This window comes from Burkholderia sp. Nafp2/4-1b (genome assembly GCF_003635165.1).
Taxonomy (GTDB): domain Bacteria; phylum Pseudomonadota; class Gammaproteobacteria; order Burkholderiales; family Burkholderiaceae; genus Burkholderia.
On sequence record NZ_ML058603.1, the window covers coordinates 1 to 24,532 of the forward strand.

The window sequence follows — 24,532 nt, forward strand, 5'->3', positions numbered from 1 at the left end:
GCACATGCGCCTGATGAAGGGCCTGCGCGGCGCGGTCGCCGCGTGGTGGGCGCTGACGGGCCTGCTCGTGACGACGTTCGCGTTCCTTGGCGTCAACATGTTCCTGTCCGGGCTGCACAGCTACGGCAAGCTGTAAGATTTCCGACGCTGGTCCGACAAAAGACCGCCGGCGCACTGCGTGCCCGGCGGTTTTGTTTTGTAACGGGCGGGCGAGCCGGGCGTCGAACGGCGCAGGACGGGCCGGGTCGAACGCTCATGAAGCGTGCGCGCCGCGCATGCAGGAGGAGCAGCACGATGTGGATCAAACACCCTTTGCGCACCGTACTGACCGGCGGTGATATCGCGCAGAGCCAGATTACGCCGCGCGCCGTCTTCGAGAACCGGCGGCGCGTATTGCAGGCCGCCGGCGTCGCGGCGGCGGGCGGATTGCTCGGCGGCAGCGGCGCCGCGTTCGCTGCGTACGCGTCGCCCGACGCGCGCGCCGCGAAGCTCGCGGCCAAGACCAATCCGAAGTTCGTCGCGGCCGACAAGGTGACGCCGTTCAAGGACATCACGTCCTACAACAACTTCTACGAATTCGGCACCGACAAGGGCGACCCCGCGCAGAACGCGGGCACGCTGCGGCCGCGTCCGTGGCGCGTGAGCGTCGAGGGCGAGGTGCTGCACCCGAAGGTGTTCGATCTCGACGAACTGCTGAGGCTCGCGCCGCTCGAGGAGCGCGTGTACCGGCTGCGCTGCGTCGAGGGCTGGTCGATGGTGATTCCGTGGATCGGCGTGCCGTTCTCGGAACTCGTCAAGCGCGTCCAGCCGACCGGCAACGCGAAATACGTGCAGTTCGTCACGCTGGCCGATCCGTCGCAGATGCCCGGGCTGTCGACGCCGGTGCTCGACTGGCCGTATTCAGAAGGGTTGCGGATGGACGAGGCTATGAATCCGCTGACGCTGCTCACGATGGGCGTCTACGGCCAGGTGCTGCCGAATCAGAACGGCGCGCCGGTGCGGATCGTCGTGCCGTGGAAATACGGCTTCAAGAGCGCGAAGTCGATCGTGAAGATCCGCTTCGTCGACAAGCAGCCGAAGACGAGCTGGAACACCTATGCGGCGAACGAATACGGCTTTTATTCGAACGTGAATCCGAACGTCGATCACCCGCGCTGGAGCCAGGCGACCGAGCGCCGGATCGGCGACGACGGCTTCTTCACGCCGAAGCGCAAGACGCTGATGTTCAACGGCTACGGCGATCTCGTCGCGTCGATGTATCAGGGCATGGACCTGAAAAAGAACTTCTGAGTGCGACGGTGAGAGACGACATGCGTCCTTCGACGTTCACGCCCGCGCGCGCGTCGGGCACGCGCGCGGCCGCCGCGGGTACGTCGCGGCCGGGCGCGGTGCGCGCCGCCACGCCGCGCTGGCTGGTGCCTGCCAAGGTATTGGTTTTCGCGGCCGGCTTGTATCCGCTCGCACGTCTCGTGCTGTTCGGGCTGACCGACCGGCTCGGCGCGAACCCGATCGAATTCATCACGCGGTCGACGGGCCTCTGGACGCTGGTGATGCTCTGCATCACGCTCGCCGTCACGCCGCTGCGGCGTCTGACGGGCGTGCCAGCATTGCTGCGCTTTCGCCGGATGATCGGCCTGTTCGCATTCTTTTATGCGACGCTGCATTTCACGACGTATCTGTGGTTCGACAAGTGGTTCGACGTGCTCGCGATCCTGAAGGACGTCGGCAAGCGGCCGTTCATCACGGTCGGCTTCGCGGCGTTCGTGCTGCTGATCCCGCTGGCCGCGACCTCTCCGCGCGCGATGGTGCGCCGGCTCGGCCGTCACTGGGCGACGCTGCATCGCGCGATTTATGCGATCGTGCTGTTCGGCGTGCTCCATTTCTGGTGGATGCGGGCCGGCAAGCACGATCTCGCGCAGCCGAAGCTTTACGCGACGATCGTCGCGGCGCTGCTCGGCTGGCGATTGCTGGGATGGGGCTGGCGGCGTATCCGCGCGTGATGATGGGGGCTTGAAATGCAAAAGGCGATGACCGAGGTCATCGCCTTTTTGTCTCGGTGAACGAACGGCGGAGCGGCGCGAGCGGCGGCGCGCGATTACTGAACGGCGGCCGAGCCGGATGCCGGTGTCGCAGCCTTCGATGCATCGCTCGACAGTTCGGGCGACAGCATGAGCGGTGTGCCGGAAGAATCGGGAATGTCGGACGACGCGTTTTCATCGGTCGGCGTGACGTCCGACGGCGGCGTGTCCTGCTGCTGGATGGGCTTCGCCGGCAACGGAGGCACGGTAGGCAGATAGAGCGGACCGCGTTGCCCGCAGCCGGCAAGAATCGCCAAAGCCGCTACAATCGCGCTCATCCGGAAAACGACTCGCATGATCGTTCCTGAACAATTTAACCGATAGAGTTTAGCATGTCCGATACTGAATACCTGGCCCGTGCCGAGGCCGTGCTGGCGTCCGTCGAGCGTACCGTGGATGCCGCAAATGACGGCGACCACGACATCGATCTCGAGCGCAACGGCAGCGTGCTGACGCTCACGTTCGAGAACGGCTCGAAGATCATCATCAACCTGCAGCCGCCGATGAAGGAACTGTGGATCGCCGCCAAGGCGGGCGGTTTCCACTACCGCTTCATCGACGGCGAATGGCGCGATACGCGCACCGGCACCGAGTTCTTCTCGGCGCTTACCGATTTCGCGACCCAGCAGGCCGGCCTGCCGATCACGTTCGCCGCGTAACGACCGGTACGTTCGGGCGCTTGCCCGGTCGGGCGCCGATACGTGCGATACGTCGGATACGTCCGAAACGCCGGATCCAAACGCAAAGAAAAAGCGCCCCGCGGGGCGCTTTTCTCATGCTCGTGCGGTGCGTGTCAGTGGCCGCGGAACAGGTTCATGATGTCCTGCTTCTCCTGCTCGTCGACGTGCGGCACCGGTTCGTCGGTGTTTTCTACCGCCGGCGCCTGCGGCACGCCGACCGTCGACACGAAGCCGTGCCCCGGCGTGAATTCGGTGAAGTAGAGCTCGCCGCCGAGCGACTGGACGTCGTCGGGCATCGCCGGCTTGAACTCCGGCACGCCCTTCAGCGCCGCGCCCATGTAGTCGACCCACACCGGCAGCGACAGGCCGCCGCCGGTTTCGCGATCGCCGAGGCTGCGCGGATTGTCGTAGCCGATCCACGCGATCGCCGCGAGCGAGTGCTGGTAGCCGGCGAACCACGCGTCGTGCGAGTCGTTCGTCGTGCCGGTCTTGCCCGCGAGGTCGGTGCGCTTCAGCACGTTGGTGCGTGCGCCCGTGCCGCGCTGCGCGACGCTCTGCAGCAGGCTGTTCATCACGTATGCGTTGCGTGGGTCGATCGCGCGCGGCGCGTTCTGCTCGGCAATGAGCGGCTGCGCGCGGGCGACGATCGCGCCGCTCGGATCGGTCACTTCGGCGATCAGGTACGGATTCACGCGGAAGCCGCCATTCGCGAACACCGAGTACGCGCCGGCCATCTGCAGCGCCGTGACTTGCCCCGCGCCGAGCGCCATCGGCAGGTAGGCCGGATGGCGATCTGCGTCGAAGCCGAAGCGCGTGATGTACTGCTGCGCGTACTTGGTACCGATGTGGTTCAGGATCCGGATCGACACGAGGTTGCGCGAGCGCTGCAGCGCCGTGCGCATCGACATCGGGCCTTCGAAGCCGCCGCCGTAGTTCTTCGGTTCCCACGGCTGGCCGCCGGTTTCCGCGGCGCTGAAATACAGCGGGCCGTCGTTGATGACCGTCGCCGGCCCGAGGCCCTTGTCGAGCGACGCCGAGTAGATGAACGGCTTGAACGACGAACCCGGTTGCCGCCACGCCTGCGTGACGTGGTTGAACTTGTTCTTGTTGTAGTCGAAGCCGCCGACGAGCGAACGGATCGCGCCGTCCTGCGGGATGATCGAGATGAACGCGCCTTCGACCTGCGGCAGCTGCGTGATCGACCAGTTGCCGGCGTCGTTCTTCACGACCCGGACGATTGCGCCCGGGCGGATGCGGCGGTTCGGCTGTGCGTTGGCGGACAGCGCGCTCGATGCGAAACGCAGGTTGTCGCCTTCGACCGTCGCGCTGCTGCCATCGATGAACGCAACCGTGATCTGGCGCGGGGTTGCCGCGGTGACGACCGCCGCGATCAGCTCGCCGTTGTCGGGATGTTCGAGCAGCGCGTCGTCGATCGCCTGCTCGCGGTCGTCGGCGCCGGCCGGCAGCTCGATGAAGCCTTCCGGCCCGCGATAGCCGTGGCGGCGCTCGTAATCCATGATGCCCTTGCGCAGCGCGGTGTACGCGACCTGCTGGTCGGCCGAATCGATCGTCGTGACGACGTTGAAGCCGCGCGTGTAGGTTTCCTCGCGGTACTGCGCATACATCATTTGTCGGACCATTTCGGCGACGTACTCGGCGTGCACGCTGAACTCCCGCCCGGCGCCCTTGACGACGAGCCGCTGCGCGACGGCTTCGTCGTACTGCTCGCGCGTGATGAAGTTCAGCTCGAGCATCCGCTGCAGGATGTACTCCTGGCGCACTTTCGCGCGCTTCGGATTGACGACCGGGTTATACGCGGACGGCGCCTTCGGCAGGCCCGCGAGCATCGCCGCTTCGGCGAGCGTGATGTCCTTCAGGTCCTTGCCGAAATACACGTGCGCGGCGCTCGCGAAGCCGTACGCACGCTGGCCGAGATAAATCTGATTCATGTAGACCTCGAGAATCTGATCCTTCGTCAGCGCGCGCTCGATCCGGTACGCGAGCAGCATCTCGTAGATCTTGCGCGTGTAGGTCTTTTCGCTCGACAGGAAGAAGTTGCGCGCGACCTGCATCGTGATCGTGCTCGCACCCTGCGACGCATGGCCGTTCGTCAGCGCGACGAAGCCGGCGCGCGCGATGCCGGTGAGATCGACGCCGCCGTGATCGTAGAAGCGCGCGTCCTCGATCGCGAGGATCGCCTTCTTGAGCGAGTCGGGCACCTCCTTGAAATGGACGATGTCGCGGCGCTCCTCGCCGAATTCGCCGATCAGCACGTGATCGGACGTGTAGATCCGCAGCGGCACCTTCGGACGATAGTCGGTCAGCGCGTCGAGCGACGGCATGTTCGGCCACGCGACGACGAGCGCGTAGCCGAGCACGAGGCCGCCGGCCACGACGAGGGCCACGCACATCGCGGCGAGGCCGATCAGGACCTTCAGCCACCAGGGCCGCTTCTTCGGCTCGGGCGCGGGAGGCGGGGACGTAGGAGACGTGGATTGCATAGGCATACCGGAAAACAGTCCCGCGATTATAGCTGCCCGGTAAGACCGGTCCTGACGCGGGGGGCGCCCGCCGGAAAGCGGCGGATCGCGGTGTCATCCACACAGTGTCCGCGCGGCCGCCACGCGCCACAACTAGCCGTTCGGCTGACTGTCGGTCGCGCGCGCCGCTTTGCAGAATCAGGCCTCGGAAACGCGGCGTGGGCCGCAACGATCGCGGGAGGCTGGGATGGCAGCACGATGGGCGGCGCGGTTCGCGCCAGGCAGGCACCGTTCGACGGGCATCGACGTCGGGGCGGACGAGGTGAGGGTGGCCGTGCTGAGCCGGCGCGGCCGCGTCGCGGATGTGCGGGTCGAAGGGCTCGAGCGGGAGCCGGTGGGCTTGGCGGGCGGGCCGGAGGATGCGCGCTGGGCCGCGGTCGCGCGCGCGTTGTCCGCTGCCGTGTCGCGGCTGTCGGCGGCGGGCGTGCGCTGCGACACACGCGGCGTGATGGCGCTGCGCGACGACGAGATGCGGACCGCGACGCTCGATCTGGCCGGGCGCGACGACGTCGCGGACGCTGCCCGCCAGGCGGCCGAGCGCATCTCGGGGCTGGCGCCGGACAGCCTCGCGTTCGACTGGCGGCAGGACGATGGCGCACGCGCGGGCGAGATCGCGGTCGCCGTGGCGCCGCAGGCTTTGCTCGAACGACGGATCGACGTGGCCGCGCAGGCCGGCATCGACCTGACTGCGGTCGATGGCGAGTCGGCCGCCGCGCTGCGCGCGTTGCGCTATGCCGCGCAGTTCGAACTCGGCGCGCACGGCCCGTACGCCGCGTTCTGGTTCTGCGACACAGGCGTGCGCGGCTGGCGGATCGACGGCTCGGTCGCCGCGCCGGTGCTCGCGGTGTCCGGCGACGTGCAGGCGGCGTTCCCCGATGCCTTGCGCCAGTGCGTGTTCGAGCCGGTGCGCTGCGTGCTCGTGGCCGGTGACGAGCGCTGCATCGCCCGCTGTGGCACGTCGGTCGCCGACATCGGCGATGCGCTGGGCGTGGCCGCGGTGCCGTTCGACTGCACCGGATGGGACGGGCTTCCTGGCGGGCCCAACGGCGTGCCAGGCGGGCCGGCATTTGCGCTCGCGCTCGGGCTGGCGCTGCGCGGGGTATGGGAATGATGGCCGCGATCGGGTTCGGGCCGCGCGCCGTCGGCCATCCCGCACTCGACGGCTTCAATCTGCTGCCATATCGGGAGCGGCTGGCGCAAGCGTTGCGCCGCCGGCGCGCGACGCAGTGCGGGGCGGCAATCGCGCTCGGCATGCTCGGAGTCGTCCTTTGGACGAGCGCGGCGACTGCGTGGCGATGGCGCGTGGATGCCGAGCGCACGCAAGTGGAGGCGCAACTGCGGCAATTGCAGCCGCAGGCGGATGCGGCCCGGCGCGCCGCCGGCGCGGCGGCCGACCTTGCGCAACGCGATGCGCGGGCGGTCGCGCTTGTCGCGCCTTACCGGCGTGTCGCGGGGCTCCTCGCGACGCTGGCGCAGGCACGCGACGACACGATCCGGCTCGACGCATTGCGCGCGACTTCGTCGGGCGCCGTGCTCGACGCGCGCGCGACGAGTTACCGGGCGGCCGCGCGGTGGCTCGAGCGGATTGCGGCCGCGCAGCGCGACTGGCGGTTCGATATCGCTGCGCTGACACCGGCTTCGCCCAAGCACGCCGCGGGTTCGGCCGCGCCACTCCGGTTCTCCGTGCAGGTGCGCTGGCACGACGCGGCGCCGCGACAGAAAACGGCCGGAGGCGGCGCATGATGACCTTCGTGCATCGGTCCTTGCCTGGTGGAACCGAGTGGCTCGGCCGTGTGACGCGGGTGTCGCCGGCGACGGCGCATGCCGTCGGCTGCGTGGCCGCATTCGCGTCCGTGATGACGGGTGGCATTCATCTGACGGATGCCGCTGACTGGAGCGGTCTCGCACGCAGTCGTGCATTGCTCGCAACAGCAGAGGCGCATGCCGCCGACGCACGGCGGCTGATCGCGGCTGCCGCGCAGCGACGCGAAGCGGGGCCGCCCACCGGGCGCGACGCCAGCTCGGCACGTGCGCAGATGTGGCCCGCGCTGATGCTGGAGCTGGCCGACCTGGCCGGGGAAAGCGGATTGCAGATCGCATCGCTCGAACCGCGCCACGCAGAGGATCCCGCGCCGGATGGCCGGCGCACGGTGAAGGTCGTCGCGGATGGCAATTTTCCGGCGCTGCTGCGATTGATGGACGGGCTGGCGAGTTTCTCCGCGTTGGCGGTGCCTTCAGCGGTGCATGTCGAGCGGACACCGCGCGCGTCTCGGATCGACATGACGATCGATGTGTATCCGGCGTTGTCCGGGGCCCGTGTGCTGGGCGGCACGGCACGGCCGCTTGCCGGCGCGCGACGCGGCGATCCATTCGGCGGTGCGGATTCGTCGGCGATGGTCGACGATGCGGTGCCGCGTCTGGCGGGCACGATTCGCGACGCACGCGCCGGGCTCGCGCTGTTCGATGCGGGCGATGGCGCATTTTCGACCGTCGCGCCGGGTGAAGCGCTCGGGGTGTCGCGTGTGGTGACCATCGGCACCGATGCCGTGACGCTTGCGACAGCCGACGGCATACGCCGGTTCGTCGTGGACGACGGAGGCCGCCCATGACGAAGTGCGGACGATGGGCGATCGCCTGCTGGATCGGCTTGCGCATGGCCGCGTCGCACGCGGCGCTGCCGCCTTTGCCGCCTCTGCCCCCGTTGCCATCCTTGACGTCGGCCGGCTCGTCGCCGATCGCATCGATGCAGGCGCAGGCCGAAGATACGCCGCTGCCGCAGGGCGCGCTCGATGGCGTGGGAAACATGGACGCTGCCGCGCGCGAACAGGCCGCCCCACCGCCATTCGAGCAGGCGGCACGCGCAGCGCTGCAGACGGACACAACCGCACCCGTGCCGCTGCTGGAAGGGCCGCCGATTCCGCTACCGCCGCCCACCCGCATGAACGACGCCGCCGCACGGCACGCCGGCGATGTGGACGACGCGCGGCGAATCTCGCTGAATCTACAAGGCGCCGGGCTCGCCGCCGCGTTCGATGCGCTCGCGCGCTTCACGGGGCTCAACATCATCGTCGGCGAGCAGGTGCGCGGCACCGTGACGTTACGTCTGAACAATGTCCGCTGGCGCGATGCGTTCGATACGCTGCTCGATACGCACGGGCTCGCGATGTCCCGGCGCGGCAATGTGATCTGGGTCACGCCGGCAGCCGAGCTCGCCGCGCGGGAGCGCGAGCGCTTCGAGACGCATGCCCGCGCGGCCGAACTGGAGCCGCTCGCAAGCCGTACTTTCGCGCTGCACTATCCCCGCGCGCAGGAGGTGCAGCGGCTGCTGGCCGGTGCGACCGGCCAGCGCCTGCTGTCCAAACGCGGCGCCGCGGCGGCCGATCCGCGCACGAACCTGTTGTTCGTCACCGATCTCGCGCCGCGCATCGCGCAGATTGCGGGCCTGATCGACGCGATCGACCGCCCGTCGCGACAGGTGCGGATCGAGGCGCGCATCGTCGAAGGCGAACAGGGTTTCTCCCGCAACCTCGGCGCACGCGTTGCGCTGCGCGCGCAGGGGCGACCGCCGGCCTCCGACGGCCCATCATCCGCGCCCGACGCGCGCAACCTGCTCGACCTGGCTGCGCGGCCGCTGGGCGGATTCGAGGCGGCGACGGCCGGCTTCACGCTGTTTGCCGCGCCGCTCAGCCGCGTGCTCGACGTCGAGCTGAGCGCACTGGAGGCGCAGGGGCGGGGCCAGATCGTTTCCAGCCCGCGCGTGGTGACGGCCGACCGGGTGAAGGCGATCGTCGAACAGGGCTCGGAGCTGCCGTACCAGGCGAAGGTCGGCAACGGCGTGAGCGGCGTACAGTTCCGCCGCGCGACGCTGAAGCTCGAGGTTGAACCGCAGATCACGCCCGACGGGCGTGTCGTGCTGGATCTGGACGTCACCAAGGACAGCATCGGCGAGCCGACCGCGGCCGGTCCGGCAATTCATACGAAGCACGTGCAGACGCGGGTGGAGGTCGAGGACGGCGGCACCGTCGCCATCGCCGGGATTTACGAGCAGTTGAACCGGGACGATGTGACGCGCGTGCCGCTCTTGGGCAAAATACCGGTATTGGGCGCGCTGTTCCGGCATCGCGCGCGGCGCGACCAGCGCAGCGAACTGGTCGTATTCATCACGCCGACGGTCGTCGGCAAGCGTTGCGAGACGGCCGCCGCAGGCGGCGCGGATGCGGGAAAAACGGGGCCGGAAGGCGGCGGCGCAGGCTCGACAAGGCAGCCGCTTTGCCAGTAAGCTGCGCCACACACCAGCAAGATTCAAGCAGAGGAAGCCGTTGCAAGCGCGGGACCCACATGCAAACGTATTTTTCGTCGGCCTTATGGGAGCGGGTAAGACCACCGTGGGCCGTGCGGTCGCGCGCCGGCTCGACAGGACGTTCTTCGACTCCGACCACGAAATCGAGGTCCGCACGGGTGCGCGCATTCCGGTGATCTTCGAGATGGAGGGCGAGGCCGGGTTTCGCGACCGCGAATCGCAGGTGATCACCGATCTCACGCAGCGCGAGAACATCGTGCTCGCGACGGGCGGCGGCGCGGTGCTGCGCCCCGAAAATCGCGATTGCCTGAAAGGCAACGGCATCGTCATCTATCTGCGCGCCAATCCGCACGATCTGTGGCTGCGCACCCGCAAGGACAAGAACCGCCCGCTGTTGCAGACAGACGATCCGAAGGCGCGTCTCGAAGCGCTCTACGAAGTGCGCGACCCGCTGTACCGCGAATGCGCGGACTTCATCATCGAGACCGGCCGCCCGTCGGTCAACGGCCTCGTCAACATGGTGCTGATGCAACTCGAACTCGCAGGCGTCATCGCCAAGCCGCTACAAGCATGATTACCGTCAACGTCGATCTGGGCGACCGCGCCTACCCGATTCATATTGGTGCCGGCCTGATCGGCCGCACCGAGCTATTCGCTCCTCATATCACCGGTTCGTCGGTCACGATCGTCACGAACACGACGGTGGAGCCGCTCTACGGCGATGCGCTGCGCGCGGCGCTTGCGCCGCTCGGCAAGCGCGTGTCGACGATCGTGCTGCCGGACGGCGAGGCCTACAAGAACTGGGAAACGCTGAACCTGATCTTCGACGGCCTGCTGACCCAGCGCGCCGACCGCAAGACCACGCTCGTCGCCCTGGGCGGCGGCGTGATCGGCGACATGACCGGTTTCGCCGCCGCGTGCTACATGCGCGGCGTGCCGTTCATCCAGGTGCCGACGACGCTGCTGTCGCAGGTCGATTCGTCGGTCGGCGGCAAGACGGGCATCAACCACCCGCTCGGCAAGAACATGATCGGCGCGTTCTACCAGCCGCAGGCGGTGATCGCCGATATCGGCGCGCTGAACACGCTGCCCGATCGCGAACTGGCGGCCGGCGTGGCCGAGGTCATCAAGACGGGCGCGATCGCCGATGCCGAGTTCTTCGACTGGATCGAGGCGAACGTCGATGCGCTGAACCGCCGCGACCCGGCCGCGCTCGCGCACGCGGTCAAGCGCTCGTGCGAGATCAAGGCCAGTGTGGTCGCGGCCGACGAACGCGAAGGCGGGCTGCGCGCGATCCTGAACTTCGGCCACACATTCGGCCATGCGATCGAAGCCGGGCTCGGCTATGGCGAGTGGCTGCACGGCGAAGCGGTCGGCTGCGGAATGGTGATGGCGGGCGACCTGTCGGTGCGGCTCGGCTTGCTCGACGACGCGTCGCGGCAGCGGCTGGACGCGGTGATTGCCGCCGCGCATTTACCCGTGCGCGGGCCGGCGCTCGGCGATGCGCGCTACATGGACCTGATGCGCGTCGACAAGAAGGCCGAGGCCGGTGCGATCAAGTTCATCCTGCTGAAGCGATTCGGCGATACGCTGATCACGCAGGCGCCCGACGAAGCGGTGTTCGCTACACTGGCGCAGACGACGACCCGGTAACGGCGCCCGGATGCCCCGGCGCCCCTGACATGGAGGAGACGTGAGCGAGACATCCAGCAGCAAACTGTCCGAAGCCGGCCGCGCATCCGTCGCGGTGCTGGCCGAGCCGCCGACCCTGGCGGCGCTGGAAACCCATCTCGCTCCGTATGCCGCCCACGCATTGCAGTCGCGCGGCCGCCGCTATCCGGAAACGCCGCCGGCGGCGCGCACCGAGTTCCAGCGCGACCGCGACCGCATCGTTCATTCGACCGCCTTTCGCCGGCTCGAATACAAGACGCAGGTCTTCGTCAATCACGAAGGCGACCTGTTCCGCACCCGCCTCACGCACAGCCTCGAAGTCGCGCAGATCGCGCGGTCGGTCGCGCGCAACCTGCGCCTGAACGAGGATCTCGTCGAAGCAATTTCGCTCGCGCACGATCTCGGCCATACGCCGTTCGGCCATGCCGGGCAGGACGCATTGAACGCATGCATGCGCGAGCACGGCGGCTTCGAGCACAACCTGCAGAGCCTGGCCGTCGTCGACGAGCTCGAAGAGCACTACGGTGCATTCAACGGCCTGAATCTGTGCTTCGAGACGCGCGAAGGCATCCTCAAGCACTGCTCGCGCGAGAACGCGCGCAAGCTCGGCGCGCTCGGCGAGCGTTTCCTGCAAGGGCGTCAGCCGTCGCTGGAGGCGCAGCTCGCGAACATCGCGGACGAAATCGCGTACAACAACCATGACGTCGACGACGGCCTGCGCTCCGGCCTGATCACGATCGAGCAGCTCGCCGAAGTCGAGCTGTGGCAGCGCCACTACGATGCCGCGCTCGCCGAATTCCCGCATCTCGAAGGCCGCCGCCTCGTGCACGAGACGGTGCGCCGCATCATCAACACGCTGATCGTCGACCTGATCGACGAGACCACGCGCAATCTCGTGCGCGTCGCGCCCGCGTCGCTCGACGACGTGCGCGCCGCGCCGCCGCTCGTCGCGCACAGCGAAGCAATCGCCGCGCAGGCGGCCGCCCTCAAGCGTTTCCTGTTCAAGAACCTGTACCGCCACTACAAGGTGATGCGCATGGCGAACAAGGCGCAGCGCGTCGTCACGGGGCTGTTCGACGCGTTCATCGACGATCCGCGCCTGCTGCCGCCGCCGTACCAGTCGGACGACGAAGCGCAGCAGCCGCGCCTCGTCGCGCACTACATCGCCGGCATGACGGACCGCTTCGCGCTGAAGGAATATCAGCGGCTGTTCGTCATCAACGACAACTGACTGTCACAAACGATCACTAGACTTCGCCGGTTCAATGGCGACGGGAATGTTGCACACGCTGTTGGTAACGTTTTCACAGGAGAGAGGTCGATGAAGAAGAAGCCCGCGGGGACCATGATTCGCTCGATCGCGCTGGGCGGCGCGTTGATGTTCGGTGTGCAGCATGCGGCATTCGCCGTGACGGAGATCCAGTTCTGGCATGCGATGGAGTCGGCGCTCGGCGAGCGCGTGAACGAGATCGCCACGCAGTTCAACGCGTCGCAGAGCGACTACAAGATCGTGCCGGTCTTCAAGGGCACCTACGACCAGGCGCTCGCGGCGGGCATCGCCGCCTATCGCAGCGGCAACGCGCCGGCGATCCTGCAGGTCTATGAAGTCGGCACCGCGACGATGATGCAGGCGAAGAAGGCGGTCGTGCCGGTCTACGACGTGTTCAAGCAGGCCGGCGTGCCGCTCGACGAAAAGGCCTTCGTGCCGACCATCGCGAGCTACTACAGCGACGCGAAGACGGGCCATCTGGTGTCGATGCCGTTCAACAGCTCGACGCCGGTGCTGTACTACAACAAGGACGCGTTCAAGAAGGCCGGGCTCGATCCGAACCAGCCGCCGAAGACGTGGGCCGACGTGAAGGCCGACGCCGAGAAGCTGCGCAAGTCCGGGATGACCTGCGGCTTCACGACCGGCTGGCAGGGCTGGATCCAGCTCGAGAACTACAGTGCGTGGCATGCGCTGCCGTTCGCGAGCCACAACAACGGCTTCGACGGCGCCGACGCGGTGCTCGAATTCAACAAGCCGCAGCAGGTCGCCCATATCGCGTTCCTGCAGCAGATGCAGAAGGACGGCACGTTCACGTATGCGGGCCGCAAGGACGAAGCGTCGGCGAAGTTCTACAGCGGCGACTGCGGGATCCTGACGACGTCGTCGGGCGCGCTCGCGAACGTGCAGAAGTTCGCGAAGTTCAGCTACGGCACCGGCATGATGCCGTACGACGCGAACGTGAAGGGCGCACCGCAGAACGCGATCATCGGCGGCGCGAGCCTGTGGGTGCTGGGCGGCAAGGACGCGGCGACCTACAAGGGCGTCGCGAAATTCCTCGCGTTCCTGTCCTCGCCGCCGGTCGCCGCGAAGTGGCACCAGGAAACGGGCTACCTGCCGGTCACGACGGCCGCGTACGACCTCACGCGCCAGCAGGGCTTCTATGACAAGAACCCGAGCGCGGAGACCGCGATCAAGCAGATGATGAACAAGCCCCCGCTGCCTTATACGAAGGGGCTGCGTCTCGGCAACATGCCGCAGATCCGCACGGTCGTCGACGAAGAGCTCGAGCAGGTGTGGTCGCAGAAGAAGTCGCCGAAGGACGCGCTCGACTCGGCGGCGTCGCGCGGCGACGAGCTGCTGCGCCGCTTCGAGAAGTCGGGCGGCTGATCCGCATCGCATGCGTGCCGCCGGCCGTCGCGTCGCTCCTGCGCGCGCGCGGCCGGCGGCGCGCTTTCCTTTCCGTTTTGCCTGACCGGATGCCCGCGATGCAATCCCGTTCCCGTTTCGGCACGAGCCTGGTGCCGTACCTGCTGATCGCGCCGCAGCTCGCGATCACCGCCGTGTTCTTCCTGTGGCCGGCCGGCGTCGCGCTGTGGCAGTCGACGCAGATGCAGGATGCGTTCGGCACCTCGAGCGAATTCGTCGGCCTCGCGAACTTCACGCACCTGTTCGCCGACCCGCTGTATCTCGACTCGTTCCGCACGACGCTGGTGTTCAGCTCGCTGGTGACGATCAGCGGGCTCGTCGTGTCGCTGCTGCTCGCCGCGTGCGCCGACCGCGTGACCCGCGGCGCGCGCGTGTACCGCACGCTGCTGATCTGGCCGTACGCGGTCGCACCGACGATCGCGGCCGTGCTGTGGGCGTTCCTGTTCAACCCGAGCATCGGCCTCGTCACCTATGCGCTCGCGAAGGGCGGCATCGTGTGGAATCACGCGCTGAACGGCAACCAGGCGATGTTCCTCGTCGTGCTCGCGTCGGTGTGGAAGCAGGTGAGCTACAACTTCCTGTTCTTCTACGCGGGGCTGCAGGCGATTCCGCGCTCGCTGATCGAGGCGGCGGCGATCGACGGCGCCGGCCCGGTGCGGCGCTTCTTCAACATCGTGCTGCCGCTGCTGTCGCCGACGAGCTTCTTCCTGCTGGTCGTGAACCTGGTCTACGCGTTCTTCGACACGTTCCCGGTGATCGACGCGGCCACCGCCGGCGGCCCCGCGCAAAGCACCAAGACGCTGATCTACAAGATCTTCACGGAAGGCTTCCAGGGGCTCGACATCGGCAGTTCGGGTGCGCAGTCGGTCGTGCTGATGATCATCGTCGTCGGGCTCACGGTGATCCAGTTCCGCTTTGTCGAACGCAGGGTGCAATACGCATGATCGAGAATCGCAAGGGCTTCGACCTGTTCTGCCACGCGGTGCTGATCGCGGGCGTCGTGCTGATCGTGTTCCCCGTCTACGTCGCATTCTGCGCGGCGACGATGAACGCGCAGGAAGTGTTCACGATCCCGCTGTCGCTGGTGCCGAGCACGCACCTGCTGGAGAACATCGCGTACATCTGGGGGCACGGCAGCGGCGGCACGACGGCGCCGTTCGGCCGGCTGCTCGTCAACAGCTTCGCGATGGCGCTCGGGATCGCGGTCGGCAAGATCGCGGTGTCGATCCTGTCCGCGTACGCGATCGTCTATTTCCGCTTCCCGTTCCGCAACACCGCGTTCTGGCTGATCTTCATCACGCTGATGCTGCCGGTCGAGGTGCGGATCTTCCCGACCGTGCAGGTCGTGTCGACGCTGCACATGACGAACGCCTACGCGGGGCTCACGCTGCCGCTGATCGCATCGGCGACCGCGACGTTCCTGTTCCGCCAGTTCTTCATGACGCTGCCCGACGAGCTGATGGATGCCGCGCGCATCGACGGCGCGGGGCCGATGCGCTTCTTCTGGGACGTCGTGCTGCCGCTGTCGAAGACGAGCATCGCGGCGCTGTTCGTGATCACGTTCATCTACGGCTGGAACCAGTATCTGTGGCCGATCCTGATCACGACGGAGGCATCGCTGTCGACGGCGGTGGTGGGCATCAAGACGATGATCGCGAGCGGCGACGCCGCGACCGAATGGCAATACGTGATGGCGGCGACGCTGCTGGCGATGATTCCGCCGCTCGTCGTCGTGCTGGCGATGCAGCGCTGGTTCGTGCGCGGCCTCGTCGATTCCGAGAAATAACCACGGACGGCAACCGGGAGAAGGACCAAGTATGGCTGCGCTGAGCTTGAAGGGCGTCAGGAAATCCTACGACGGCAAGCAGCATGTGCTGCATGGCATCGACGTGGAGATCGCCGACGGCGAATTCATCGTGCTGGTCGGCCCGTCGGGCTGCGGCAAATCGACGTTGCTGCGGATGATCGCGGGGCTCGAGACGGTGACGGACGGCGAGATCGCGATCGGCGAGCGCGTCGTCAACACGCTGGAGCCGAAGGATCGCGACATCGCGATGGTGTTCCAGAACTATGCGCTGTATCCGCACATGACGGTCGCGCAGAACATGGGTTACGGGCTGAAGATCCGCGGCATCGAGCGCGCGACGATCGACGCACGGGTGGCCGCGGCCGCGAAGATCCTCGAACTCGAGCCGCTGCTCGCACGGCGTCCGCGCGAATTGTCCGGCGGCCAGCGGCAGCGCGTCGCCATGGGGCGCGCGATCGTGCGCGAGCCGTCGGTGTTTCTGTTCGACGAGCCGCTGTCGAACCTCGATGCGAAGCTGCGCGTGCAGATGCGGCTCGAGATCCAGCGGCTGCATGCGCGGCTCGCGACGACGAGCGTGTACGTGACGCACGACCAGATCGAGGCGATGACGCTCGCGCAGCGCGTGATCGTGATGAACCGGGGTTACGCGGAGCAGATCGGCGCGCCGGTCGACGTGTACGAGAAGCCGGCGACGGTATTCGTCGCGGGCTTCATCGGCTCGCCGGCGATGAACCTGCTGCACGGCCGGCTGTCGGAGGATGGCACGACGTTTACGGTCGCGGGCGGCGGCCCGGCGCTGCCGGTTGCCGGCTCGCCCGCCATCGGCACGACGATCGCCACCGGGCGCGACTGGGTGCTCGGCGTGCGGCCGGAGCACATGACGCCGCAGCCGGGCGTCGCGCAGGCGACGCTGCCGGTCGATTCGTGCGAGCTGCTCGGCGCGGACAACCTCGCGCACGGCCGCTGGGGCAACCACGACGTCGCGGTGCGCCTGCCGCACGCGGATCGTCCGGCGCGCGGCACGGCGCTGGGGGCCGCGCTGCCCGCGCACCGGCTGCATTTCTTCGATCCCGAGACCGGCAAGCGTGCCGGCTGACTCTGACGACCCTGCTGCGAGGCTCGCGATGACAACCCGCCCCGACTGGCCCTATCCGCGCGTCGTCGCCCATCGCGGCGGTGGCACGCTGGCGCCGGAGAACACGCTTGCCGCGCTCGACGAGGGCGCGCGGCGCGGTCACCGGATGGTCGAGTTCGACGCGAAGCTGTCGGCCGACGACGTGACGTTCCTGCTGCACGACGACACGGTCGACCGGACGTCGAACGGCCACGGAGCGGCAGCGGGCATGCGCTATGCGGCGCTGGCCGCGCTCGACGCGGGCGCGTGGCGCGACGCACGCTTCGCGGGCGAGCGGATGCCGACGCTCGAGGCAGCGGCGGCGCGCTGCATCGCACACGGGCTGGCCGCGAACGTCGAGATCAAGCCGTGCCCGGGGCGCGAGCGCGAAACCGGCCAGCGCGTGGCGGCCGACGCGGCCGCGTACTGGCGCGATGCCGCCGTTGCGCCGCTCCTGTCGTCGTTCTCGTTCGACGCGCTGCAACAGGCGCGCGCGACCGTGCCCGCGCTGCCGCGCGGGATGCTCTACGAAGTCGTGCCGGACGACTGGCGTGCGCAGGTTATCGACGCACTCGGCTGCGTATCGTTGCATGCAGACCACAGCCGGCTCGACGAAACGCTCGTGCGCGCGATCAAGGCCGCCGGGTTGCGCATGCTGGTTTACACGGTGAACGACCTCGAACGGGCGCGCGAACTCGCGCGCTGGGGCGTCGATGCCGTCTGCACGGACCGCATCGACCTGATCGCGCCCGATGCGCTGGACGACATCGACGTCGTCTGACGGCCGCGGCCACGGCCGGGGCGAGCGCCGGTGAAACCCTTGCCCGGAACGTGCCCGACGCGAAAAAACGACGCCCCGACGGGATTCCCGCCGGGGCGTTTTGCATCGTGGAGACGTTACCCCAGGAAAAATCCGCTACAAATTGCAGCAGGATTAACCATTCCCCAAATATTCGACTACGCTTAGAAGCGGTAGCCGAGGTTCAGGTACGTGACGATCGGGTTCAGCGAGATCTTCGCTTTCGACGTTTCGGTCAGGGTGCCGACGGGCGTCCGGCGGGCCGTCGTGAAGGTGGCGGTCACGCTGACAGGGATGTACGAGAGCGACAGCCCCGCGAACCAGTGTTTCGTGAAGTTGTACGTGAAGCCGGCGTTGAAGACGGGCGCCCACTGGTTGCTGGTCGTCGCGCTGGTCGGGCCGCCGAGCACGCCGTTCTCGAACGCGCTGTTGGTGATCTTGGCGCCGGTGAACCAGACGTACGTGGCGCCGACGCCGACATACGGACGGAACTTCGCATTGGCGTCGTTGAAGTGGTAGCGAAGCAATACGGCGGGGCTCCACTGGTACGCACGGCCGAGTACGCCGAACTTTTCGAACTGACCCTTGCCGGTAATGTCGAACTTCGGTGGAATCCCCATCACAAGCTCGGTGGAGATATGGTCGGTGACGAAGTAACCCGCTGCGAGCCCCAGCGTATCGGCGTCGTTGATCCCGGCGCCGGTGTTGGGAATCGACTGGTTGATGGGCGTGCCGCCTACGCGGTACAGAAACAGCGGGTCGCTGCTGTCCTGCGGCGAAAGGTGGAACCAGCCGGTGCTGACGTAGAAATCACCTGCAGATTGTGCGTGTGCCGTACCGCCCGCGAATGCGAGCGCTGCGGCCCCCGTAATGGCCAGTTTTCGTTTCATTGTGTCTCCTCCGATCAAAGGCGTGCTCATTATGACGACTGCGTTTAAAACCAAACAAGCTCGCAAGTTAGAGCTTTCTCCCTAGGATTCGCACGACCGTACGCTTCCGCGCCCCGCAGGGACAGGCATTCTACGCAGGTGCGCAATTTCGGACCTCCGGGTATTTCCTAACGCGTTCAAACGGACATTCAGCATGGCACGGTTAGCACGACTCTACGTTCCCGACCAGCCGCAGCACGTGATACTGCGCGGCCTGGATCAGCAACCCGCGTTCGTCGACGACCAGGACTACGAGCTCTTCATCGATTGTCTGAAGGCCGCGGCACGCGATCACCATCTTTCGGTGCATGCCTACGTGCTGCTCCCGCGTCAGGTGCAGTTGCTCGTGACGCCGAGCGACGAGGCGAGCCTGCCGAAGGCGATGCAGGCGGTCGGCCGCCGCTACGTCGCGCATTTCAACCGGCGTTACTCGCGCCGCGGCACCCTGTGGGAAGGCCGCTATCGCGCGACCGTCATCGAAGGCGAGCGCTATTTCCTGCTCGCGAGCCGCGTGGTCGAGATGAGCCCGGTGCGCGCGCAGCTGGTCGCGACGCCCGAGGCCTATCGCTGGTCGAGCTACCGGCACCACGTCGGGCTCACCGTCGACAGCCTGATCACCGACCATCCGCTCTACTGGGCGCTCGGCAACACGCCGTTCGACCGGCAGCGGGCGTACAAGGAACTGTGCGAACAGCCGCTCGACGAGCGGCAGGCCGACCAGCTCCAGCAGGCGACGCTCAAGGGCTGGGTGCTCGGGGGCGAGAACTACCGCGAGTGGGCGGCGCGCACCGCGAACCGGCGCGTGTCGCCGCTGCCGCGCGGACGCCCCAGAAAGGTGCGTGAAAACACGCCGCCGATCCAGCAGTAACGCTGGAAAGGCGGACCACGAGGCGGCGCTGCGGGCGCCGCTTCTTTCTGCACCATAACGATACGGCCCCAATAAAGCAGCACCGAATAAGGGCGCGTGTTTAATTGGGGTTCGATCATCGGGTTTTTGTTGCTATTCCTTTGATTCGTCGCGTATATTCCGAATTCCGGTGGCCCGGGTGAAGCTCGCCCAACCACCGTCGGCCGTGCCGTCTCCCGTCGGGAGCGGGATCGACGGCAACAAAAAAATGGTTCAACGGCCCTCGCGGCCCCTTTACGACGGTGTCCCCATGAACGACCACCAGCAGCCGCTCGCCGCGGTGCCCGCCGCACAAGGTCTGTACGACCCGCAAAACGAACACGACGCCTGTGGCGTCGGCTTCGTCGCTCACATCAAGGGCAAGAAGAGCCACGAGATCATTCAGCAGGGTCTGAAGATCCTCGAGAACCTCGACCATCGCGGTGCGGTCGGTGCCGATCCGCTGATGGGCGACGGCGCGGGCATCCTGATCCAGATTCCGGACGCGTTCTATCGCGAGGAAATGTCGAAGCAGGGCGTGACGCTGCCGCCGGCCGGAGAATATGGGGTCGGGATGATCTTCCTGCCGAAGGAAAACGCGTCGCGTCTCGCGTGCGAGCAGGAGCTCGAGCGGACGGTGCGGGCCGAAGGCCAAGTCGTGCTCGGCTGGCGCGACGTGCCGGTCGACCATGCGATGCCGATCTCGCCGACGGTCAAGGCGAGCGAGCCGCTGATCCGCCAGATCTTCATCGGCCGCGGCAAGGACATCATGGTCACGGACGCGCTCGAGCGGAAGCTGTACGTGATCCGCAAGACCGCGAGCCACCGCATCCAGGCGCTGAAGCTCAAGCACGGCAAGGAATACTTCGTGCCGTCGATGTCGGCGCGCACGGTCGTCTACAAGGGGCTGCTGCTGGCGGGCCAGGTCGGCGTGTATTACCGCGACCTGCAGGACGAGCGCGTCGTGTCGGCGCTCGCGCTCGTGCACCAGCGCTTCTCGACCAACACGTTCCCGGCGTGGGAACTGGCTCACCCGTACCGGATGATCGCGCACAACGGCGAGATCAACACCGTGAAGGGCAACGTGAACTGGCTGAACGCGCGTACCGGCGCGATCGCGTCGCACGTGCTCGCCGATGATCTGCCGAAACTGTGGCCGCTGATCTATCCGGGCCAGTCGGACACCGCATCGTTCGACAACTGTCTCGAACTGCTGGTGATGGCCGGCTACCCGCTCGTGCACGCGGTGATGATGATGATCCCGGAAGCGTGGGAGCAGCACACGCTGATGGACGAGAACCGCCGCGCGTTCTACGAATACCACGCCGCGATGATGGAGCCGTGGGACGGCCCCGCCGCGATCGCGTTCACCGACGGCCGCCAGATCGGCGCGACGCTCGACCGTAACGGCCTGCGTCCGGCACGCTACATCGTGACCGACGACGACCTGGTCATCATGGCGTCGGAAGCCGGCACGCTGCCGATCCCCGAATCGAAGATCGTCAAGAAGTGGCGCCTGCAGCCGGGCAAGATGTTCCTGATCGACATGGAACACGGCCGCATCATCGACGACAAGGAGCTCAAGGACAACCTTGCGAACGCGAAGCCGTACAAGAGCTGGATCGACGCCGTGCGCATCAAGCTCGACGAGATCGAGCCGAAGGCCGAGGACGTCGCGGCCGGCCGCACGCAGGGCGCCGCGCTGCTCGATCGCCAGCAGGCGTTCGGCTACACGCAGGAAGACCTGAAGTTCCTGATGGCGCCGATGGCGCAGCAGGGTGAGGAAGCCGTCGGCTCGATGGGCAACGACTCGCCGCTCGCGGTGATGTCGAACAAGAACAAGACCCTCTATCACTACTTCAAGCAGCTGTTCGCGCAGGTCACGAACCCGCCGATCGACCCGATCCGCGAGAACATGGTGATGTCGCTCGTGTCGTTCATCGGCCCGAAGCCGAACCTGCTCGATACGAACAACATCAACCCGCCGATGCGCCTCGAAGTGTCGCAGCCGGTGCTCGACTTCAAGGACATCGCGAAGATCCGCGCGATCGACCAGTACACGGGCGGCAAGTTCAGCGCCTACGAACTGAACATCTGCTACCCGGTCGCGTGGGGCAAGGAAGGCATCGAGGCACGCCTCGCGTCGCTGTGCGCGGAAGCCGTCGACGCGGTCAAGTCGGGCTACAACATGCTGATCGTGTCGGACCGCAAGACGGACGCCGAGCATGTCGCGATTCCCGCGCTGCTCGCCACGTCGGCGATCCACACGCACCTCGTCCAGCAAGGGCTGCGCACGAGCACGGGCCTCGTCGTCGAGACGGGTTCCGCACGCGAGACGCACCACTTCGCGCTGCTCGCGGGCTACGGCGCGGAAGCCGTGCACCCGTATCTCGCGATGGAAACGCTCGCGAAGATGGCCGAAGGCCTGTCGGGCGACCTGTCACCGGAGAAGGCCGTCTACAACTTCACGAAGGCGGTCGGCAAGGGCCTGCAGAAGGTGATGTCGAAGATGGGCATCTCGACGTACATGTCGTACACGGGCGCGCAGATCTTCGAGGCGCTCGGCCTGTCGAGCGACCTCGTCGAGAAGTACTTCAAGGGCACGGCATCGAAGGTCGGCGGCATCGGCCTGTTCGAAGTCGCGGAAGAAGCGATCCGCCTGCATCGCGACGCATTCGGCGACAACCCGGTCCTGCGCGACATGCTCGACGCGGGCGGCGAGTATGCGTACCGCGTGCGCGGCGAAGACCACATGTGGACGCCGGACTCGATCGCGAAGCTCCAGCACGCGACGCGCAGCAACTCGTACCAGACGTACAAGGAATACGCGCACCTGATCAACGACCAGACCAAGCGTCACATGACGTTCCGCGGCCTGTTCGAGTTCAAGGTCGAGCCGACCAAGGCGATCCCGATCGAAAACGTCGAATCGGCGAAGGAAATCGTGAAGCGCTTCGCGACGGGCGCGATGTCGCTCGGTTCGATCAGCACCGAAGCGCACGCGACGCTCGCGGTCGCGATGAACCGGATCGGCGGCAAGTCGAACACCGGCGAAGGCGGCGAGGATCAGAAGCGCTATCGCAACGAACTGCGCGGCATTCCGATCAAGTCGGGCGAGACGCTGAAGTCGGTGATCGGCGACGAGATCGTCAGCGACATTCCGCTGAAGGACGGCGATTCGCTGCGCTCGAAGATCAAGCAGGTCGCGTCGGGCCGCTTCGGCGTCACCGCCGAGTACCTGGCATCGGCCGACCAGATCCAGATCAAGATGGCGCAGGGCGCGAAGCCGGGTGAAGGCGGCCAGCTGCCGGGCCACAAGGTGTCGGAATACATCGGCAAGCTGCGTTACTCGGTGCCGGGTGTCGGCTTGATCTCGCCGCCGCCGCACCACGACATCTATTCGATCGAGGATCTGGCGCAGCTGATCCACGACCTGAAGAACGTGAACCCGAGCTCGAGCATCTCGGTGAAGCTGGTGTCGGAAGTCGGCGTCGGCACGGTCGCGGCCGGTGTCGCGAAGGCGAAGGCCGATCACGTCGTGATCGCGGGTCACGACGGCGGCACGGGCGCATCGCCGCTGTCGTCGGTCAAGCATGCGGGCACGCCGTGGGAGCTCGGCCTGGCAGAAACGCAGCAGACGCTGGTGCTGAACCGCCTGCGCGGCCGGATCCGCGTGCAGGCCGACGGCCAGATGAAGACGGGCCGCGACGTCGTGATCGGCGCGCTGCTCGGCGCGGATGAATTCGGCTTCGCGACGGCGCCGCTCGTCGTCGAAGGCTGCATCATGATGCGCAAGTGCCACCTGAACACGTGCCCGGTCGGCGTCGCGACGCAGGATCCGGTGCTGCGTGCGAAGTTCAAGGGCCAGCCCGAGCACGTCGTGAACTACTTCTTCTTCGTCGCCGAGGAAGTGCGCGAAATCATGGCGCAGCTCGGCGTCGCGAAGTTCGACGACCTGATCGGCCGCGCCGACCTGCTCGATACGCGCAAGGGCATCGAGCACTGGAAGGCGAAGGGCCTCGATTTCTCCCGCGTGTTCTACCAGCCGGAAGACTGCGAGGACGTCGCGCCGCGTCACGTCGACGTGCAGGATCACGGCCTCGAGCGTGCGCTCGACCACGTGCTGATCGAGAAGGCGAAGGCCGCGATCGAGCACGGCGAGCATGTGTCGTTCATCCAGCCGGTGCGCAACGTGAACCGTACGGTCGGCGCGATGCTGTCGGGCGTGATCGCGAAGAAGCACGGCCACGACGGCCTGGCCGACGACGCGGTGCACATCCAGCTGAAGGGCACGGCCGGCCAGAGCTTCGGCGCGTTCCTCGCGAAGGGTGTGACGCTCGACCTCGTCGGCGACGGCAACGACTACGTCGGCAAGGGCCTGTCGGGCGGCCGGATCATTATCCGACCGACCAACGACTTCCGCGGCAAGTCCGAGGAAAACATCATCTGCGGCAACACGGTGATGTACGGCGCGATCGAAGGCGAAGCCTTCTTCCGCGGTGTCGCGGGCGAGCGTTTCTGCGTGCGCAACTCGGGCGCGACGGCGGTCGTCGAAGGCACGGGCGACCACGGCTGCGAATACATGACGGGCGGCACGGTCGTCGTGCTCGGCGAAACCGGGCGCAACTTCGCGGCCGGCATGTCGGGCGGTCTTGCGTACATCTACGATCCGGAAGGCACGTTCGCGGCGAAGTGCAACAAGTCGATGGTCGCGCTCGAGCCGGTGCTGCAGCAGGCCGAGCAGGAGCGTACGGTCGACCGCGCGCTCTGGCACGCAGGCACGACGGACGAAGCGCTGCTCAAGGGGCTCGTCGAGCGCCATTTCCAGTTCACGGGTTCGCCGCGCGCGAAGTCGCTGCTGGAAAACTGGGACGCGGCGCGCCGCCAGTTCGTGAAGGTGTTCCCGCACGAATACAAGCGCGCGCTGGGCGAGATCGGTGCGAAGAAGGCGGCGAAGGAAGTGCTGGCCGCCTGAGCGACGAACGACATAGCGACTGCCGCGCGCGCCTGATGGCCGCGCGCGGCTCCCCCAC

20 protein-coding genes and 1 pseudogene are annotated in these 24,532 nt (G+C 67.0%); 18 read left to right on the forward strand and 3 right to left on the reverse strand.

The window, feature by feature from the left end; genetic code table 11:
* From C7H84_RS12215 to msrQ, 3 genes and pseudogenes are all read left to right on the forward strand, one after another.
* Positions 1 to 136, forward strand: a pseudogene (locus tag C7H84_RS12215) (c-type cytochrome biogenesis protein CcsB); the annotation flags it as partial.
* A gap of 158 nt (positions 137 to 294) precedes the next feature.
* On the forward strand, positions 295 to 1,290 hold the full coding sequence (gene msrP, locus C7H84_RS12220; RefSeq protein ID WP_121859043.1) for a protein-methionine-sulfoxide reductase catalytic subunit MsrP: 996 nt from the start codon (positions 295 to 297) through the stop codon (positions 1,288 to 1,290).
* 20 nt (positions 1,291 to 1,310) lie between these two features.
* Positions 1,311 to 2,000 carry a protein-methionine-sulfoxide reductase heme-binding subunit MsrQ gene (msrQ, locus tag C7H84_RS12225; RefSeq protein WP_121859044.1) on the forward strand — a complete coding sequence of 230 codons (690 nt, stop codon included), beginning with the start codon at positions 1,311 to 1,313 and terminating at the stop codon, positions 1,998 to 2,000.
* Between the two features lie 95 nt (positions 2,001 to 2,095).
* On the opposite strand, the gene C7H84_RS12230 is transcribed toward msrQ, so the two are convergent.
* Entirely contained in the window at positions 2,096 to 2,374 is a 279-nt protein-coding gene (locus C7H84_RS12230; protein ID WP_121859045.1) for a lipoprotein, read from the reverse strand.
* A gap of 36 nt (positions 2,375 to 2,410) precedes the next feature.
* Between C7H84_RS12230 and cyaY the strand changes: the two genes are divergently transcribed.
* Entirely contained in the window at positions 2,411 to 2,737 is a 327-nt protein-coding gene (gene cyaY / locus C7H84_RS12235; RefSeq protein ID WP_121859046.1) for an iron donor protein CyaY, read from the forward strand.
* Positions 2,738 to 2,871: 134 nt separating this feature from the next.
* Here the strand turns inward: cyaY and C7H84_RS12240 are convergent, their stop codons facing one another.
* Positions 2,872 to 5,265 carry a penicillin-binding protein 1A gene (locus C7H84_RS12240; protein WP_205611423.1) on the reverse strand — a complete coding sequence of 798 codons (2,394 nt, stop codon included), beginning with the start codon at positions 5,263 to 5,265 and terminating at the stop codon, positions 2,872 to 2,874.
* A gap of 220 nt (positions 5,266 to 5,485) precedes the next feature.
* Between C7H84_RS12240 and C7H84_RS12245 the strand changes: the two genes are divergently transcribed.
* The 12 genes from C7H84_RS12245 to ugpQ all read left to right on the forward strand — a co-directional run bounded on the left by C7H84_RS12245 (position 5,486) and on the right by ugpQ (position 17,666).
* Positions 5,486 to 6,409: a competence protein ComA gene (locus tag C7H84_RS12245; RefSeq protein ID WP_121859048.1), complete on the forward strand. Its 924-nt coding sequence runs from the start codon at positions 5,486 to 5,488 to the stop codon at positions 6,407 to 6,409.
* Positions 6,406 to 7,041, forward strand: a complete 636-nt coding sequence (locus C7H84_RS12250; RefSeq protein WP_121859049.1) for a fimbrial protein — start codon at positions 6,406 to 6,408, stop codon at positions 7,039 to 7,041. Before C7H84_RS12245 ends, C7H84_RS12250 begins: the two co-directional genes overlap by 4 nt.
* Complete coding sequence (locus C7H84_RS12255) at positions 7,038 to 7,907, forward strand: pilus assembly protein (protein WP_121859050.1); 870 nt, start codon at positions 7,038 to 7,040, stop codon at positions 7,905 to 7,907. Before C7H84_RS12250 ends, C7H84_RS12255 begins: the two co-directional genes overlap by 4 nt.
* Positions 7,904 to 9,577 (forward strand): type IV pilus secretin PilQ, encoded by a 1,674-nt coding sequence (gene pilQ / locus C7H84_RS12260; protein ID WP_121859051.1) that lies wholly within the window; start codon positions 7,904 to 7,906, stop codon positions 9,575 to 9,577. The genes C7H84_RS12255 and pilQ overlap by 4 nt, the downstream gene beginning before the upstream one ends.
* 40 nt (positions 9,578 to 9,617) lie before the next feature.
* Positions 9,618 to 10,172 (forward strand): shikimate kinase, encoded by a 555-nt coding sequence (locus tag C7H84_RS12265; RefSeq protein WP_121859052.1) that lies wholly within the window; start codon positions 9,618 to 9,620, stop codon positions 10,170 to 10,172.
* Positions 10,169 to 11,251: a 3-dehydroquinate synthase gene (gene aroB, locus C7H84_RS12270; RefSeq protein ID WP_121859053.1), complete on the forward strand. Its 1,083-nt coding sequence runs from the start codon at positions 10,169 to 10,171 to the stop codon at positions 11,249 to 11,251. The genes C7H84_RS12265 and aroB overlap by 4 nt, the downstream gene beginning before the upstream one ends.
* 40 nt (positions 11,252 to 11,291) lie before the next feature.
* Positions 11,292 to 12,500: a deoxyguanosinetriphosphate triphosphohydrolase gene (locus C7H84_RS12275; RefSeq protein WP_121859054.1), complete on the forward strand. Its 1,209-nt coding sequence runs from the start codon at positions 11,292 to 11,294 to the stop codon at positions 12,498 to 12,500.
* 90 nt (positions 12,501 to 12,590) lie between these two features.
* Positions 12,591 to 13,925: a sn-glycerol-3-phosphate ABC transporter substrate-binding protein UgpB gene (gene ugpB, locus C7H84_RS12280; RefSeq protein WP_121859055.1), complete on the forward strand. Its 1,335-nt coding sequence runs from the start codon at positions 12,591 to 12,593 to the stop codon at positions 13,923 to 13,925.
* A gap of 98 nt (positions 13,926 to 14,023) precedes the next feature.
* A complete protein-coding gene (gene ugpA / locus C7H84_RS12285; RefSeq protein ID WP_121859056.1) occupies positions 14,024 to 14,908 on the forward strand; it encodes a sn-glycerol-3-phosphate ABC transporter permease UgpA in 885 nt (294 codons plus the stop codon).
* The gene (gene ugpE / locus C7H84_RS12290; RefSeq protein ID WP_121859057.1) at positions 14,905 to 15,750 is read left to right on the forward strand and encodes a sn-glycerol-3-phosphate ABC transporter permease UgpE; all 846 of its coding nucleotides are present in this window, start codon (positions 14,905 to 14,907) and stop codon (positions 15,748 to 15,750) included. Before ugpA ends, ugpE begins: the two co-directional genes overlap by 4 nt.
* A gap of 31 nt (positions 15,751 to 15,781) precedes the next feature.
* Entirely contained in the window at positions 15,782 to 16,867 is a 1,086-nt protein-coding gene (locus C7H84_RS12295; RefSeq protein WP_121859058.1) for a sn-glycerol-3-phosphate import ATP-binding protein UgpC, read from the forward strand.
* A 28-nt stretch (positions 16,868 to 16,895) separates the two neighbouring features.
* Positions 16,896 to 17,666 carry a glycerophosphodiester phosphodiesterase gene (gene ugpQ / locus C7H84_RS12300; protein WP_121859059.1) on the forward strand — a complete coding sequence of 257 codons (771 nt, stop codon included), beginning with the start codon at positions 16,896 to 16,898 and terminating at the stop codon, positions 17,664 to 17,666.
* 182 nt (positions 17,667 to 17,848) lie between these two features.
* On the opposite strand, the gene C7H84_RS12305 is transcribed toward ugpQ, so the two are convergent.
* Positions 17,849 to 18,574 (reverse strand): OmpW family outer membrane protein, encoded by a 726-nt coding sequence (locus C7H84_RS12305; RefSeq protein ID WP_121859060.1) that lies wholly within the window; start codon positions 18,572 to 18,574, stop codon positions 17,849 to 17,851.
* A 193-nt stretch (positions 18,575 to 18,767) separates the two neighbouring features.
* Here C7H84_RS12305 and C7H84_RS12310 point away from each other — a divergent pair, with 193 nt between their 5' ends.
* Together C7H84_RS12310 and C7H84_RS12320 are read left to right on the forward strand one after the other, a co-directional pair.
* Positions 18,768 to 19,481 carry a transposase gene (locus C7H84_RS12310; protein WP_006477151.1) on the forward strand — a complete coding sequence of 238 codons (714 nt, stop codon included), beginning with the start codon at positions 18,768 to 18,770 and terminating at the stop codon, positions 19,479 to 19,481.
* A gap of 289 nt (positions 19,482 to 19,770) precedes the next feature.
* Entirely contained in the window at positions 19,771 to 24,474 is a 4,704-nt protein-coding gene (locus tag C7H84_RS12320; RefSeq protein WP_121859062.1) for a glutamate synthase-related protein, read from the forward strand.
* Positions 24,475 to 24,532 lie beyond the last annotated feature (58 nt).

Coding starts and splice junctions, on each gene's coding strand:
- msrP (WP_121859043.1), top strand. CDS start 295: ATGTGGATCAAACACCCTTTGCGCACCGTACTGACCGGCGGTGATATC.
- pilQ (WP_121859051.1), top strand. CDS start 7,904: ATGACGAAGTGCGGACGATGGGCGATCGCCTGCTGGATCGGCTTGCGC.
- ugpE (WP_121859057.1), top strand. CDS start 14,905: ATGATCGAGAATCGCAAGGGCTTCGACCTGTTCTGCCACGCGGTGCTG.
- C7H84_RS12305 (WP_121859060.1), bottom strand. CDS start 18,574: ATGAAACGAAAACTGGCCATTACGGGGGCCGCAGCGCTCGCATTCGCG.
- aroB (WP_121859053.1), top strand. CDS start 10,169: ATGATTACCGTCAACGTCGATCTGGGCGACCGCGCCTACCCGATTCAT.
- cyaY (WP_121859046.1), top strand. CDS start 2,411: ATGTCCGATACTGAATACCTGGCCCGTGCCGAGGCCGTGCTGGCGTCC.
- C7H84_RS12250 (WP_121859049.1), top strand. CDS start 6,406: ATGATGGCCGCGATCGGGTTCGGGCCGCGCGCCGTCGGCCATCCCGCA.
- C7H84_RS12240 (WP_205611423.1), bottom strand. CDS start 5,265: ATGCCTATGCAATCCACGTCTCCTACGTCCCCGCCTCCCGCGCCCGAG.
- C7H84_RS12245 (WP_121859048.1), top strand. CDS start 5,486: ATGGCAGCACGATGGGCGGCGCGGTTCGCGCCAGGCAGGCACCGTTCG.
- C7H84_RS12255 (WP_121859050.1), top strand. CDS start 7,038: ATGATGACCTTCGTGCATCGGTCCTTGCCTGGTGGAACCGAGTGGCTC.
- C7H84_RS12320 (WP_121859062.1), top strand. CDS start 19,771: ATGAACGACCACCAGCAGCCGCTCGCCGCGGTGCCCGCCGCACAAGGT.
- C7H84_RS12230 (WP_121859045.1), bottom strand. CDS start 2,374: ATGCGAGTCGTTTTCCGGATGAGCGCGATTGTAGCGGCTTTGGCGATT.
- ugpQ (WP_121859059.1), top strand. CDS start 16,896: ATGACAACCCGCCCCGACTGGCCCTATCCGCGCGTCGTCGCCCATCGC.
- C7H84_RS12310 (WP_006477151.1), top strand. CDS start 18,768: ATGGCACGGTTAGCACGACTCTACGTTCCCGACCAGCCGCAGCACGTG.
- ugpB (WP_121859055.1), top strand. CDS start 12,591: ATGAAGAAGAAGCCCGCGGGGACCATGATTCGCTCGATCGCGCTGGGC.
- ugpA (WP_121859056.1), top strand. CDS start 14,024: ATGCAATCCCGTTCCCGTTTCGGCACGAGCCTGGTGCCGTACCTGCTG.
- C7H84_RS12295 (WP_121859058.1), top strand. CDS start 15,782: ATGGCTGCGCTGAGCTTGAAGGGCGTCAGGAAATCCTACGACGGCAAG.
- msrQ (WP_121859044.1), top strand. CDS start 1,311: ATGCGTCCTTCGACGTTCACGCCCGCGCGCGCGTCGGGCACGCGCGCG.